This is a genomic window from Oceanomicrobium pacificus, from assembly GCF_009833495.1.
Taxonomy (GTDB): domain Bacteria; phylum Pseudomonadota; class Alphaproteobacteria; order Rhodobacterales; family Rhodobacteraceae; genus Oceanomicrobium; species Oceanomicrobium pacificus.
Genome location: NZ_WUWG01000001.1, coordinates 89,801 through 101,565, shown reverse-complemented (window position 1 = coordinate 101,565; position 11,765 = coordinate 89,801). Strand labels below are relative to the sequence as shown.

Here is an 11,765-nt window from a genome sequence, read left to right as displayed (position 1 = left end):
CCCTTGCCGGGCGTCAGAGCCCGGCGAGTTTCGCCTGAAGGCTTGTGCCCCGCAGGTTGATCTGGACGCGGTCGACAGGCTGTGCGGTCAGATCGACGCGGACCAGCCCGCAGGTCGGCTCGGCGGCAAAGTCACGGGCGAGCATGAAGCGCATCTCGACCACGCGGCCCCGCGCATCCAGCGTGGCATCCTGCACGATGCCGAGCACTTCATCGTCTCGACCGATGACCACGGTGCCGATCAGCGGCTCGAAAGCGGATCCGTCGCGGCAGGTCATCTCCGGCGCGCGGTCCGGCAATATGTCGGTGGCCAGTTCCGACGGGCTCGCCACCGGCTGCGCGATGGCTGCCACGGGGGCGCAGATCGCCAGTGCCGACAGGGCAAGAGCGCGACCGAATGTCTGTTTCACAAGGGTGCAGGGCAAGGGCATGGCTTTGGCCATGGGAACCTCCGGATACTCGTTACACGTCACACAAAGCGCCAACGCGGCGCGAACACTGTTAAATTTATCACAAGTTTTTATGGCGCCAATAGGGCTGTCATGCGGCCATATCAAATCTGAAGCAAATCTGCCGCATTTCGGGTTGGTCCCGTTCGGTGATATGATCCTACCGTCCCCACGTGACCGAACGGCAAGACGGCGGACGCTATGGCCCTCAACATCACTGGACCGAGTTCCATTTCCATCGATGCGGGGCAGAACAGCACATCCGCCCAGTATGTTTCGTCCAAGACGGGCGCCGACTGGTTCATTGTCTCCAGCAGTTCCGGAACGCTGGGGCCGGATGACTATACTGTTTCGATCAGCGATTTGGGGGTCCTGACGGTCAACCTGGAGCCCGGTGCGGATGTGCCGCCCGGGGGTGCCAATATCATCGTTGTCATACGTGCCTCCACAGGGCCGGGTCAGGGCAATAACGGCTTCAAGGTCGTCCGCGTCAGGGTGGACGAGGATGCCGTGCCCTGTTTCGTCGCGGGCACATTAATCGCGACGCCGGACGGCCTGCGACGGGTCGAGGAGATTTCGGTCGGGGACATGGTGCTGACCCGCGATGCGGGTCCCCAGCCGGTTGTCTGGCGGGCGGAGCGCAGGTTCGAAGCTGGGCGGATCGCGGCAGCACCCTGGCTTTGGCCGGTCCGGATCGCCGCCGACCGGTTCGGGCCGGGCCGTCCCGCGCGCCCGCTATTCCTGTCACCCCAGCATCGGGTGCTGATCGGCTCGGCCTGGGCGGAACTCTGTTTCGGCAGCCATGACGTGCTGGCCCATGCTGTGCATCTGTGCGACGGCGAGCGGATCACTCGGCCGGAACCGGACGGCGCCGTCACCTACGTCCATTTCGCCTGCCGGACGCACCAGATCGTCTGGGCCGAGGGCTTGCCTGTCGAATCCCTCTACCCCGGAGAAATGGCCCTGCGCGCCATCCCCGAGGCAAGCCGGAGCGAATTGCAGGAATTGTTTCCGGAACTCGCCGCCGGCGCACCACCCGTGCCGATGGCCTGCCGCAGTTTGAGGGGGTTTGAAGCTCAGGCGATGGTTGGATCCGGCGCGACCAATCGACATTGAGCTCTGTCGATGACGCAGATTTGCAACCCGGTTTTTGAGCTGGATGCTGGTTTACCCGCGTTCTTTGGTGCTCGAATTCCTAGGGAATTGGCGCACCCGAGAGGATTCGAACCTCTGGCCTCTGCCTTCGGAGGGCAGCGCTCTATCCAGCTGAGCTACGGGTGCGTCGGGGCTTTCTATAGCGGCTGCGACCGGCCTGCGCAATCGCGATAATCACTTGCGGATGCGCGTCCGTCTATGGTCCTGATGGGGCAGGAGGATTGCACCCTGACAAGCCGAACCGAGACCGCGCCCTTCACGCTTCTGGCGGTGGTGCAGGGCGGGCGCCTGCAATATGAGGCGCTCCTGCTTATGGCATCGCTGAAGGCGCGGGCGCCCGACAGTGCCGTCAGGGTGGTTCTGGCCGAGCCGGTGCTGAACGACGCCTGGACCGAGGACCCGTCGATCGCGGATGCCGAGACGCGGCAGATGCTCGTCGATCTCGGCACCGAGATCGTGCCGTTCGATGCGCACCCGTTCGGCGCGCGCTATCCGCATGGCAACAAGATTGCGGCCCTCAGTATCCTGCCGGAAGGCGAGCCGTTCCTGTTTCTCGACACCGATACGCTCATTCAGGACGACCCGCTCGGCGTGCCGTTCGACTTCGACCGGCCCGGTGCATCCGCGCGCGTGTCGGGCACATGGCCCGTGCCGGACCTCTACGGCCCGGAGATCGGGGACATCTGGAAGTCGCTCTATGACCGCGCCGGTCTTGATTTCGAAAGTTCGCTCGACCTGTCCCAGCCCGAGGATTACTGGCGCCGCTACCTCTATTTCAACGCAGGTTACTTCTACTACCGCTGCCCGCGGGACTTCGGCGCGCTCTACCGCGAACTGGCGCTGATGGTGGAAAACGACCCGCCGCCGGAACTGGACGGGCAAGCGCTCTATCCGTGGCTCGACCAGATCACCCTGCCGCTCGTCATCCATGCGCTGGGCGGCGGGCGGGACAGTCTCGCGCCGGGCTATCTCGACGGTTCTGTGACCTGCCACTACCGGACACTGCCGCTCCTCTATGCGCGGGAAGCGGATGAAACGGTCGCGCTTCTGGAAGAGATCTGCGCGCCCAACAAGCTGAAAAAGCTTCTGAAACCGCATGAGCCGATCCGGAAGCTCGTTTATCAGGGCGGCGGGGCTAAGGCGCGGCGGCTCTTCAAGGGCCGGCGGGACCTGCCGGAAGACATGATGCGCAAGCGGTTGCGCAATCACGGGCTCTGGCTGCGCTAGAGCCCCGTGGGCAAAGACGCGTATGTCAGCCCGTCGCGCGGGCGCGCTTTTCCTCGATGCCGGACGTGCCTTCGCGGCGCTGCAGTTCCTTCATCACATCGTCGAGCGACACGCCGCAGGCGGTCAGCATGACGAGCATGTGGAAGAGCACGTCTGCCGCTTCCTCGGTCAGGTTCTTGCGGTTGCCCTTGGCGGCGGCGATGATCGCCTCGATCGCTTCCTCGCCGAATTTCTCCGCGCATTTGCTCTTGCCGCGCGAAAAGAGCTTCGCGGCATAGGATTTCTTCACATCCGCGCCCTGCCGGCTCTCGATGGTTTTGGCCAGACGGGCCAGGACTTCGATGTCGCTCATGTCATCCTCACGGGTATGCCGGCGGCGGCCATATGCGCCTTGGCTTCCTGAATCGTGTGATCGCCGAAATGAAAGATCGATGCGGCAAGTACGGCGCTTGCATGGCCTTCGGTGACGCCCTCGACCAGATGGTCGAGCGTGCCGACCCCGCCCGAGGCGATGACCGGGATATGCACCGCGTCCGCGACCGCACGGGTCAGCGGCAGGTTGAAGCCCGCGCGCGTGCCGTCGCGGTCCATCGAGGTCAGGAGGATCTCCCCCGCGCCGCGGCGTTCCATCTCTCGGGCAAATTCAAGCGCGTCGATGCCGGTCGGGCGGCTGCCGCCGTGGGTGAATATCTCCCACTTGCCGGGCGCGACCGTCTTCGCGTCGATGGCCACCACGATGCACTGGTTGCCGAACTTGTTGGCGCTCTGGGAAACCACGTCCGGATCGGCCACCGCGGCGGAGTTGAAGGACACCTTGTCCGCGCCTGCGAGCAGCAGGTTGCGCACATCGACCGGCCCGCGCACGCCGCCCCCGATCGTGAGCGGCATGAAACATTGCTCGGCCGTGCGGCGTGCCACGTCATACATGGTGCTGCGGTTTTCCAGCGTCGCGGCGATGTCGAGGAAGCAAAGCTCGTCGGCGCCCGCGGCATCATAGGCGCGGGCGGCTTCCACCGGGTCGCCGGCATCGATCAGGTCGACGAAATTGACGCCCTTGACCACGCGGCCGTCCTTGACGTCGAGGCAGGGGATGATGCGGGTCTTGAGCATTGCGGCCCTCGGTGGCGGGGCGAATCCGCCCCTGATCTTGGATTTACAGCTTGCACAGACGACGGGACCGATCCAGCCCTTCGCATCCGAAAGCCGCGCGGCGTTGCCGTCCCGTCAGGCGGACAGGATCTCGACCGCGGACGGCACGTCGATCTGCCCGTCATAGAGCGCACGGCCCGAGATCACCCCGTCGAGCGGCGCGCCGCTGGCCTTGAGCGCGCGCAGATCGTCGAGCGAGGAGACGCCGCCGGAGGCGATGACCGGGATCGAGACGGCGTTGGCGAGTGCTGCGGTCGCGTCGACATTCGGTCCCTGCATCGCGCCGTCGCGGTCGATATCGGTGTAGATGATGGCCGCCACGCCCGCATCCTCGAAGCGGCGGGCAAGGTCGAGCGCGGTCACATCCGTGGTTTCCGCCCAGCCTTCAACGGCGACCCGGCCGTCGCGCGCGTCGATGCCGACCGCGACCTTGCCGGGGAAGGCGGCTGCGGCGTCCTTCACGAGGGCGGGGTCGCGCACGGCCACAGTGCCGAGGATCACGCGCGCCAGTCCGCGCTCCAGCCAGCTTTCGATGGTGGCCATGTCGCGGATCCCGCCGCCAAGCTGGGCGGGCACCGAACAGCAATCGAGGATCGCTTCCACCGCGGCTGCATTGACAGGCGCGCCCGCAAAGGCCCCGTTCAGGTCGACCAGATGCAGCCAGGCGCAGCCCGCCGCCTCGAAAGCCGCGGCTTGTGCGGCCGGGTCGTCGTTGAACACGGTCGCCTGATCCATTTCACCTTTGTAAAGGCGGACGCAGGCACCATCCTTCAGGTCGATGGCGGGGTAGAGGATCATGGGCACTCCTTTCAGTCTGCATGCCCTCTACCGCGTTCACGGGCGCGATGCAAAAGCCGAGTTTCGACGTTACGTCACCGTTGACCGGATGCGGCGCTGCGCCGCAGGATCGGCCCGCACCATTCTCTGGGGAGGAACAGATGAAAACCGCACTTCTGGCACTGGCTCTGGCCCTGCCGACCGCTGCATTTGCCGATGTCACCGGCACCTGGAAAACGCAGACCTCCGACACCGGCGCCTACCTGCTCGTCGATGTCAAACCCTGCTCGGCCGGATCGGACCTGATCTGCGGCTGGATCAAGGAAGCGAAGAACACCGAAAATCAGGGCATCGTGGGCAAGGCGATCATCAAGAACATGGCGGCCCGCGACGGCAACCGCTGGCACAAGGGCACCATCTGGGCGCCCGACGATGACAAGACCTACAAGTCCAAGATGGAACTGAACGGCGATGTGCTGAAGGTGGAGGGCTGCGTGGCCATCATCTGCCGCGGTCAGAACTGGACCCGCGTGAAGTAAGTCGCGCGAACGGCTAACCTCGTGAGAGCCGGTCCGCGCGCCGCGGGCCGGCTTTTTCATGCGCTGAAGCCCGTCAGGGCGCCCAGGTCAGGAAGTTGGCGATCAGGCGCAGGCCGGTGGCCTGGCTTTTTTCGGGGTGGAACTGGGTGCCGATAATATTGTCGCGCCCGACCACTGCCGTCACATCCTGCGCATAGTCGACCGTGGCGAGCCGCAGCGCCTCATCCTCCACCACCATATGGTAGGAATGGACGAAATAGGCGTGTGCGCCATGGTCGAGCCCCGCCAGCACAGGGTGATCGTGCCGGATCTCAAGCGCGTTCCAGCCCATATGCGGCACTTTGAGCGCAGGATCGGAAGGTGCCAGGCCTACGACCTCTCCCTTGATCCAGTCGAAGCCTGCACAGTCCTGCCCATGCTCGCGGCCGATCGTGGCCATCATCTGCATGCCGACGCAGATGCCAAGGAAGGGCACGCCGGCCTGCACACGTTCCTCGATGGCCTCGAAGAGGCCCGGGAAGCTGCCCAGCCCGGCGCGGCAATCGGCGAAGGCGCCAACGCCCGGCAGCACGATCCGGTCCGCGTGGCGCACCGTGTCGGGGTCGGATGTGACCGTGATGGTGCCGGCGCCGGTTTCGGCGGCCATGCGCTCGAAGCTCTTGGCCGCCGAGCGCAGGTTGCCGGAATTATAGTCGATGATGACGGTGTTCATCGCTCAGAGCGTGCCCTTGGTGGACGGAATGTCATCCGCCTTGCGCGGATCGGTCTCCAGCGCGTCGCGCAGTGCGCGGGCCACCGACTTGAAGGCGGCCTCGGCCACGTGATGGGCGTTGAACCCGTCGAGACACTCCACATGCAGCGTCAGGCCGCTGTTCATCGCGAGTGCGGTGAAGAACTCACGCACCAGTTGCGTGTCGAACGTGCCGATTTTCTCGGCTTCGAAATCGACCTTCCAGACGAGATAGGGCCGGCCGGAGATGTCGAGCGCGCTGCGCACCAGCGCATCGTCCATCGCCAGCAGGCAAGACCCGTAGCGGCGGATGCCGCGCTTGTCGCCCACGGCTTCCGACAGGGCGCGGCCGAGCGCGATGCCGACATCCTCGACCGTGTGGTGGTCGTCGATATGCGTGTCGCCCTCGGCACGGATCTTCGTGTCGATCAGCGCGTGGCGTGCGAGCTGGTCGAGCATGTGGTCGAAGAAGCCGACGCCCGTTTCATTGTCGTAACGGCCCGACCCGTCGAGGTCGATTTCCACCGAGATCTTCGTCTCGGCCGTCTGGCGTGCTATTCTCGCGGTCCGCATCGGATGATCCTTTTTGCCGGAAGCAGCGTTCTTATATGGCGGGCATGGAACCGTTCCAAGTCCCTTTGGGTTCAGGAAAAGACAAGCATAGCAAAGGGAACACAGAGATGCTCAGATCCGTCCTCACCGGTGCCGCCGCCCTCCTCATTGCCGCCTGCTCGGGCAGCGGCAACTATCGCGACACATCGGTGCCGATCTCCACGGTGGAGCGGGTCGATCTGGAGCGCTATGCGGGTCTCTGGTACGAGATCGCCCGTTTCCCCAACAGTTTCGAGCGCAATTGCGTCGGTGTGACGGCGGAATATCTGCCGCGCGCAGATGGCAGCGTCACGGTCATCAACACCTGCCGGAAGAACGCGCTTGATGGCGAGGTCGAGCGTGCCGAAGGGATCGCAACCGTCAAGGACGGGTCAAACGGGGCCTGGCTGAAGGTTAAATTCGTCCAGTGGCTGCCTTTTGCGGGCGATTACCTGATCCTTGGTCTGGCGGAAGATTACAGCCTTGCCGTCGTGGGCGATCCGAAAGGCAATACAGGCTGGATTCTGGCCCGCGACCCGATGATCGACGCGGAGACCCTGCAGACGGCCCGCGACGTTCTGGCGCGCAACGGCTATGATCTGTCGCAGTTGCAGATGACGCCGCAACCGCCGGCCTGATCCATCTGCGGTGGTCCGGCCGACGCGCCGGGCCGCCGGCCGGGCCGATATGGCGGGATTGCGGGGCGGACAGAAGGCTTGCACCAAAACTGAACATGTGTTCAGTTAACGCGGGTCAGAGGAGGAATCGTCCATGTTCACCGCGTCCATGAATTTCGCCTGCGGAGAAGAGATCGAGGCGCTGCGCGAGATGGTCCATCGCTGGGCGCAGGACCGTGTCGCGCCGATGGCGGCCGAGATTGACGCGAAGAACGCCTTCCCGCCGGAGCTTTGGCGGGAAATGGGCGATCTGGGCCTGCTCGGGATCACCGTGGATGAGGAATATGGCGGCGCCGGCATGGGCTACCTCGCCCACACGATCGCGGTGGAGGAGATCGGACGGGCCAGCGCCTCCGTCTCGCTCTCCTACGGCGCGCATTCCAACCTCTGCGTCAACCAGATCAAGCTGAACGGGTCGGCCGAGCAGAAGGCGAAATATCTGCCGCGGCTCATCTCGGGTGAACATGTGGGCGCGCTTGCTATGTCCGAAGCGGGCGCCGGATCGGATGTCGTCTCGATGCGCCTGCGGGCGGAGAAGCGCAACGACCGCTACGTGCTTAACGGTACGAAATACTGGATCACCAACGGCCCGGACGCCGACACGCTCGTCGTCTATGCCAAGACCGACCCGGAAGCCGGTCCGCGTGGCATGACGGCCTTCATCATCGAACGCGAAATGAAGGGCTTTTCCACCAGTCCGCATTTCGACAAGCTCGGCATGCGCGGGTCCAACACGGCCGAACTGGTGTTCGAGGATGTCGAAGTGCCGTTCGAGAATGTGCTCGGCGAGGAGGGGCGCGGTGTCAATGTGCTCATGTCCGGGCTCGACTATGAACGGGTGGTGCTCTCGGGCATCGGCGTGGGCATCATGCATGCGGTGCTCGACCATCTGATGCCCTATATGCATGAACGCAAGCAGTTCGGTCAGAGCATCGGGAACTTCCAGCTGATGCAGGGCAAGATTGCCGATATCTACACCGCGATGAATTCCGCCCGTGCCTATGTCTATGCCGTGGCCGGCGCTTGTGACCGGGGCGAGGTCACGCGGCAGGATGCAGCGGCTTGCGTGCTCTATGCGTCTGAAAAGGCGATGGAGATCGCCGTGCAGGGTGTGCAGGCCATGGGCGGCGCGGGATATATGAATGACAGTCCGCTGTCGCGGATCATGCGCGACGCGAAGCTGATGGAAATCGGCGCCGGCACGTCGGAAATCCGGCGTATGCTGATCGGCCGCGAACTGATGAAGGAAACCGGATAGGAGCCGCCATGGCCCGACCGACTTCGAAACAGGACAGGGCAAGGGCAACGCCGCCTGCCCGCGCCGATCTGGCGCGAAGCCTCGACGCCGTGCTGGCCGAGCAGGCGGCGTTCGAGCACCAGCGCAGCACTGTGCTCGGGCGTGGTGCAGAGAAACTGACCGCGCCTTTGGGCCGTGGGATCAGCCGGATGGTGCCGCCGGCGCTGGTGCGGCGCGGGCTCGACGCGGCGGATCGCGCGGCGGGGATCGCGCTTGGTGACCGGCCCGCCCATGACCTTGACGATATTGCCGCCTGCGATGCCGCCGCCCTGCGGGTGCAGGCACTGTCGGCGGGCTCCAACGCCGCCAGCGGCGGGGCTGCCGGCTGGTTCGGCGGGATCGGCATGACGGTCGATATCCCCACGACGATCGCGGTCGCGGCCCGCAATGTGCGGGCGACCGGCGCGGCCTACGGGTTCACGGGCGACGGGGCCGAGGAGCGCGCCTTCCGGCTGGCCATTCTCGAAATGGCTGCCACCACGGGGATGGAGGGACGGGCGCAGGCGCTCGGCCGGATCAACCGCATGGCCCGCGGTCTGACGGGGGGCGGCGGATGTGCCGCCGCCAGCGCGACGGACTGGGTGATCGAGACGGCGGTGGAACGTGTGTCGCGTCAGGTCGGTGCGGGGCTTCTGGGGCGCAAGGCCGCGCAGATCGTGCCGGTCCTCGGCGGGGTCATCGCGGCCGGTGTCAATGCAAGCTTCCAGACCGACGTGTCGCGTGCGGCGCGCTATGCCTACCGCCAGCGCTGGCTGATGGCACGGCAGGCCCTGCCGCCGCCGGACGGGGACGGGGGGACGGGCTGATGCTGAACGACAGGCAGGAAGCGCTCTGCGCGGCGAACCGGACCGACTATTCCGACCTGAAGGCGCTTCTTATCAACACATCGCTCACCCGCGACAGCGCGCAGAGCCACACGGCAACGCTCATGTCCGTTGTGCGCGAGATCTTCTCCCGCAACGGCATGCAGGCAGAGATGCTGCACCTTCTCGACCACCAAGTGCCGCCCGGCGTCTATCCCGACATGACCGAGCATGGCTGGGACCGCGATGACTGGCCAGACATCTGGCAGAAGGTGCTGGCCGCCGACATTCTGGTGATCGGCTCGCCGCTCTGGCTCGGGGAGGAAAGCTCCGTCTGCCGCGTTCTGATCGAGCGGCTCTATGCCATGTCGGGCGAGTTGAACGACAAGGGCCAGTCGATCTTCTATGGCAAGACCGGCGGGTGCGTGATCACCGGCAATGAAGACGGGATCAAGCATGCCGCCATGACGATCGGCTTCGCGCTCAGCCACCTCGGCTATACGATCCCGCCACAGGCCGATTGCGGCTGGATCGGAGAGGCCGGTCCGGGGCCATCCTACGGCGATGCTCTGGACGACGGGTCACGGGCCGGGTTCGACAATGAATTCACCCAGAGAAACACAACAATCATGAGTTGGAACCTCCTCCATCTCGCGCGGATGCTGAAAGATGCGGGCGGTTTGCCGTCGCATGGCAACGACCGCCGCGCATGGAAGGCAGGGTGCCGGTTCGACTATGCAAATCCGGAGCATCGCGCGTGAAGCTGACATCCGACCTGTCCCCCTCCGATTCCGCCTTCACGGCCAATCGGGATGCCCATCTGGCCGCGCTGGAGGAGGTGTCAGAGGCCGCACAGGCAGCTGCGCTTGGCGGCGGCGATCGCGCCCGCGAGCGCCATGTGAAACGTGGCAAGATGCTGCCGCGGCGGCGGGTTGCGAACCTGCTCGACCCGGGATCGCCCTTCCTCGAAATCGGTGCGACCGCCGCCCATGGCATGTATGACGGCGCGGCCCCCGCGGCCGGCGTGATTGCCGGCATCGGCTGGGTGCATGACCAACCGGTCATGGTCGTGTGCAACGATGCGACCGTGAAGGGTGGCACCTATTACCCGATGACAGTGAAGAAGCATCTGCGCGCACAGGAAATCGCAGAGGAAAACGGCCTGCCCTGCATCTATCTGGTGGACAGCGGCGGGGCCAATCTGCCGAACCAGGACGAGGTGTTTCCCGACCGCGACCATTTCGGGCGCATTTTCTACAATCAGGCGCGCATGTCCGCGAAGGGCATTGCCCAGATCGCGGTCGTCATGGGGTCCTGCACCGCCGGCGGCGCCTATGTGCCGGCCATGTCGGACGTGACGATCATCGTGCGCGAGCAGGGCACCATCTTTCTGGCCGGTCCGCCACTGGTGCGCGCCGCCACGGGCGAGGAGGTCACGGCAGAGGATCTGGGCGGTGGCGATGTGCATACGCGCCTGTCCGGCGTGGCCGACATGCTGGCCGAGGATGACGCCCACGCGCTGGCGCTGGCACGACAGGCGGTGGTCGGACTGAACCGGGCGCCGGGGCTGCATGCGGCCTGCCAGCCCCCGGAACCGCCGGCCTACGACCCCGATGAGATCCTCGGCGTTGTGCCCGCCGATTTGCGGACGCCCTATGACATCCGCGAGGTCATCGCACGGCTTGTCGACGGGTCGCGTTTCGACGAGTTCAAGGCCCGGTTCGGGACCACGCTTGTCTGCGGTTTCGCCCATGTGTCGGGCATGCCGGTCGGGATCATCGCGAACAATGGCGTGCTCTTCTCCGAAAGTGCGGTGAAGGGCGCGCATTTCGTGGAACTGTGTTCGCAGCGGAAGATCCCGCTGGTTTTCCTGCAGAACATCACCGGTTTCATGGTCGGCCGGAAATACGAGGCCGAGGGGATCGCACGCCACGGTGCAAAGCTGGTCACCGCGGTGGCCACGACCGCCGTGCCCAAGATCACCATGCTGGTGGGCGGGTCCTTCGGGGCGGGCAATTACGGCATGGCGGGGCGCGCCTATGGCCCGCGGTTTCTCTGGACATGGCCCAACAGCCGCATCTCGGTCATGGGCGGCGAACAGGCGGCAGGCGTGCTCGCCACCGTCAAGCGCGACGCGATCGAGCGGCAGGGCGGCAGCTGGTCGGCGGAGGAAGAAACCGCCTTCAAGGCGCCCACGCTCGAGATGTTCGAGCGCCAAAGCCACCCGCTCTACGCGTCGGCACGGCTCTGGGACGACGGGATCATCGACCCGCGCAAGAGCCGCGACGTGCTGACCCTTTCGCTTCGCGTGGCCCTGTCGCATCCGGTGGTCGACACGCGTTTCGGCCTGTTCCGGATGTGATGCCCATGTC

The 11,765-nt window shown here is 65.3% G+C and carries 14 protein-coding genes and 1 tRNA gene; 8 read left to right on the top strand and 7 right to left on the bottom strand.

Annotation, left to right across the window (positions count from 1 at the left end; genetic code table 11):
• Positions 1–13 precede the first annotated feature (13 nt).
• Positions 14–442, bottom strand: coding sequence for a hypothetical protein (locus tag GSH16_RS00520; protein ID WP_160850902.1), 429 nt, complete (start codon positions 440–442; stop codon positions 14–16).
• A 207-nt stretch (positions 443–649) separates the two neighbouring features.
• Between GSH16_RS00520 and GSH16_RS00515 the strand changes: the two genes are divergently transcribed.
• On the top strand, positions 650–1,564 hold the full coding sequence (locus GSH16_RS00515) for a Hint domain-containing protein (protein ID WP_160850901.1): 915 nt from the start codon (positions 650–652) through the stop codon (positions 1,562–1,564).
• Between the two features lie 88 nt (positions 1,565–1,652).
• Here GSH16_RS00515 and GSH16_RS00510 read toward each other — a convergent pair.
• A tRNA-Arg gene (locus GSH16_RS00510) sits at positions 1,653–1,729 on the bottom strand.
• An 81-nt stretch (positions 1,730–1,810) separates the two neighbouring features.
• Between GSH16_RS00510 and GSH16_RS00505 the strand changes: the two genes are divergently transcribed.
• Positions 1,811–2,830 carry a hypothetical protein gene (locus tag GSH16_RS00505; protein ID WP_160852880.1) on the top strand — a complete coding sequence of 340 codons (1,020 nt, stop codon included), beginning with the start codon at positions 1,811–1,813 and terminating at the stop codon, positions 2,828–2,830.
• A gap of 25 nt (positions 2,831–2,855) precedes the next feature.
• Here GSH16_RS00505 and GSH16_RS00500 read toward each other — a convergent pair whose 3' ends face one another.
• The 3 genes from GSH16_RS00500 to hisA form a co-directional block, all read right to left on the bottom strand.
• Positions 2,856–3,173: a phosphoribosyl-ATP diphosphatase gene (locus tag GSH16_RS00500; RefSeq protein WP_160852879.1), complete on the bottom strand. Its 318-nt coding sequence runs from the start codon at positions 3,171–3,173 to the stop codon at positions 2,856–2,858.
• Between the two features lie 5 nt (positions 3,174–3,178).
• Complete coding sequence (gene hisF, locus GSH16_RS00495; protein WP_160850900.1) at positions 3,179–3,940, bottom strand: imidazole glycerol phosphate synthase subunit HisF; 762 nt, start codon at positions 3,938–3,940, stop codon at positions 3,179–3,181.
• A 114-nt stretch (positions 3,941–4,054) separates the two neighbouring features.
• Positions 4,055–4,777, bottom strand: a complete 723-nt coding sequence (gene hisA, locus GSH16_RS00490) for a 1-(5-phosphoribosyl)-5-[(5-phosphoribosylamino)methylideneamino]imidazole-4-carboxamide isomerase (protein WP_160850899.1) — start codon at positions 4,775–4,777, stop codon at positions 4,055–4,057.
• Positions 4,778–4,917: 140 nt separating this feature from the next.
• Here hisA and GSH16_RS00485 point away from each other — a divergent pair, with 140 nt between their 5' ends.
• Complete coding sequence (locus GSH16_RS00485; protein ID WP_160850898.1) at positions 4,918–5,295, top strand: DUF2147 domain-containing protein; 378 nt, start codon at positions 4,918–4,920, stop codon at positions 5,293–5,295.
• A 73-nt stretch (positions 5,296–5,368) separates the two neighbouring features.
• Here GSH16_RS00485 and hisH read toward each other — a convergent pair whose 3' ends face one another.
• Together hisH and hisB are read right to left on the bottom strand one after the other, a co-directional pair.
• Positions 5,369–6,007, bottom strand: a complete 639-nt coding sequence (gene hisH, locus GSH16_RS00480) for an imidazole glycerol phosphate synthase subunit HisH (RefSeq protein ID WP_160850897.1) — start codon at positions 6,005–6,007, stop codon at positions 5,369–5,371.
• 3 nt (positions 6,008–6,010) lie between these two features.
• On the bottom strand, positions 6,011–6,598 hold the full coding sequence (hisB, locus tag GSH16_RS00475) for an imidazoleglycerol-phosphate dehydratase HisB (protein WP_160850896.1): 588 nt from the start codon (positions 6,596–6,598) through the stop codon (positions 6,011–6,013).
• 107 nt (positions 6,599–6,705) lie between these two features.
• On the opposite strand from hisB, the gene GSH16_RS00470 reads away from it, so the two are divergent.
• From GSH16_RS00470 to GSH16_RS00450, 5 genes are all read left to right on the top strand, one after another.
• On the top strand, positions 6,706–7,254 hold the full coding sequence (locus GSH16_RS00470; RefSeq protein WP_160850895.1) for a lipocalin family protein: 549 nt from the start codon (positions 6,706–6,708) through the stop codon (positions 7,252–7,254).
• Between the two features lie 133 nt (positions 7,255–7,387).
• A complete protein-coding gene (locus GSH16_RS00465) occupies positions 7,388–8,551 on the top strand; it encodes an isovaleryl-CoA dehydrogenase (protein ID WP_160850894.1) in 1,164 nt (387 codons plus the stop codon).
• A gap of 8 nt (positions 8,552–8,559) precedes the next feature.
• Positions 8,560–9,396, top strand: coding sequence for an EcsC family protein (locus GSH16_RS00460; RefSeq protein ID WP_160850893.1), 837 nt, complete (start codon positions 8,560–8,562; stop codon positions 9,394–9,396).
• Positions 9,396–10,154, top strand: a complete 759-nt coding sequence (locus GSH16_RS00455) for a flavodoxin family protein (RefSeq protein WP_205523928.1) — start codon at positions 9,396–9,398, stop codon at positions 10,152–10,154. The genes GSH16_RS00460 and GSH16_RS00455 overlap by 1 nt, the downstream gene beginning before the upstream one ends.
• A complete protein-coding gene (locus GSH16_RS00450) occupies positions 10,151–11,755 on the top strand; it encodes a carboxyl transferase domain-containing protein (protein WP_160850892.1) in 1,605 nt (534 codons plus the stop codon). The genes GSH16_RS00455 and GSH16_RS00450 overlap by 4 nt, the downstream gene beginning before the upstream one ends.
• The last annotated feature ends 10 nt before the right edge of the window (positions 11,756–11,765 follow it).

Coding starts and splice junctions, on each gene's coding strand:
- GSH16_RS00520 (WP_160850902.1), bottom strand. CDS start 442: ATGGCCAAAGCCATGCCCTTGCCCTGCACCCTTGTGAAACAGACATTC.
- GSH16_RS00515 (WP_160850901.1), top strand. CDS start 650: ATGGCCCTCAACATCACTGGACCGAGTTCCATTTCCATCGATGCGGGG.
- GSH16_RS00505 (WP_160852880.1), top strand. CDS start 1,811: ATGGGGCAGGAGGATTGCACCCTGACAAGCCGAACCGAGACCGCGCCC.
- hisF (WP_160850900.1), bottom strand. CDS start 3,940: ATGCTCAAGACCCGCATCATCCCCTGCCTCGACGTCAAGGACGGCCGC.
- hisA (WP_160850899.1), bottom strand. CDS start 4,777: ATGATCCTCTACCCCGCCATCGACCTGAAGGATGGTGCCTGCGTCCGC.
- GSH16_RS00485 (WP_160850898.1), top strand. CDS start 4,918: ATGAAAACCGCACTTCTGGCACTGGCTCTGGCCCTGCCGACCGCTGCA.
- hisH (WP_160850897.1), bottom strand. CDS start 6,007: ATGAACACCGTCATCATCGACTATAATTCCGGCAACCTGCGCTCGGCG.
- hisB (WP_160850896.1), bottom strand. CDS start 6,598: ATGCGGACCGCGAGAATAGCACGCCAGACGGCCGAGACGAAGATCTCG.
- GSH16_RS00470 (WP_160850895.1), top strand. CDS start 6,706: ATGCTCAGATCCGTCCTCACCGGTGCCGCCGCCCTCCTCATTGCCGCC.
- GSH16_RS00465 (WP_160850894.1), top strand. CDS start 7,388: ATGTTCACCGCGTCCATGAATTTCGCCTGCGGAGAAGAGATCGAGGCG.
- GSH16_RS00460 (WP_160850893.1), top strand. CDS start 8,560: ATGGCCCGACCGACTTCGAAACAGGACAGGGCAAGGGCAACGCCGCCT.
- GSH16_RS00455 (WP_205523928.1), top strand. CDS start 9,396: ATGCTGAACGACAGGCAGGAAGCGCTCTGCGCGGCGAACCGGACCGAC.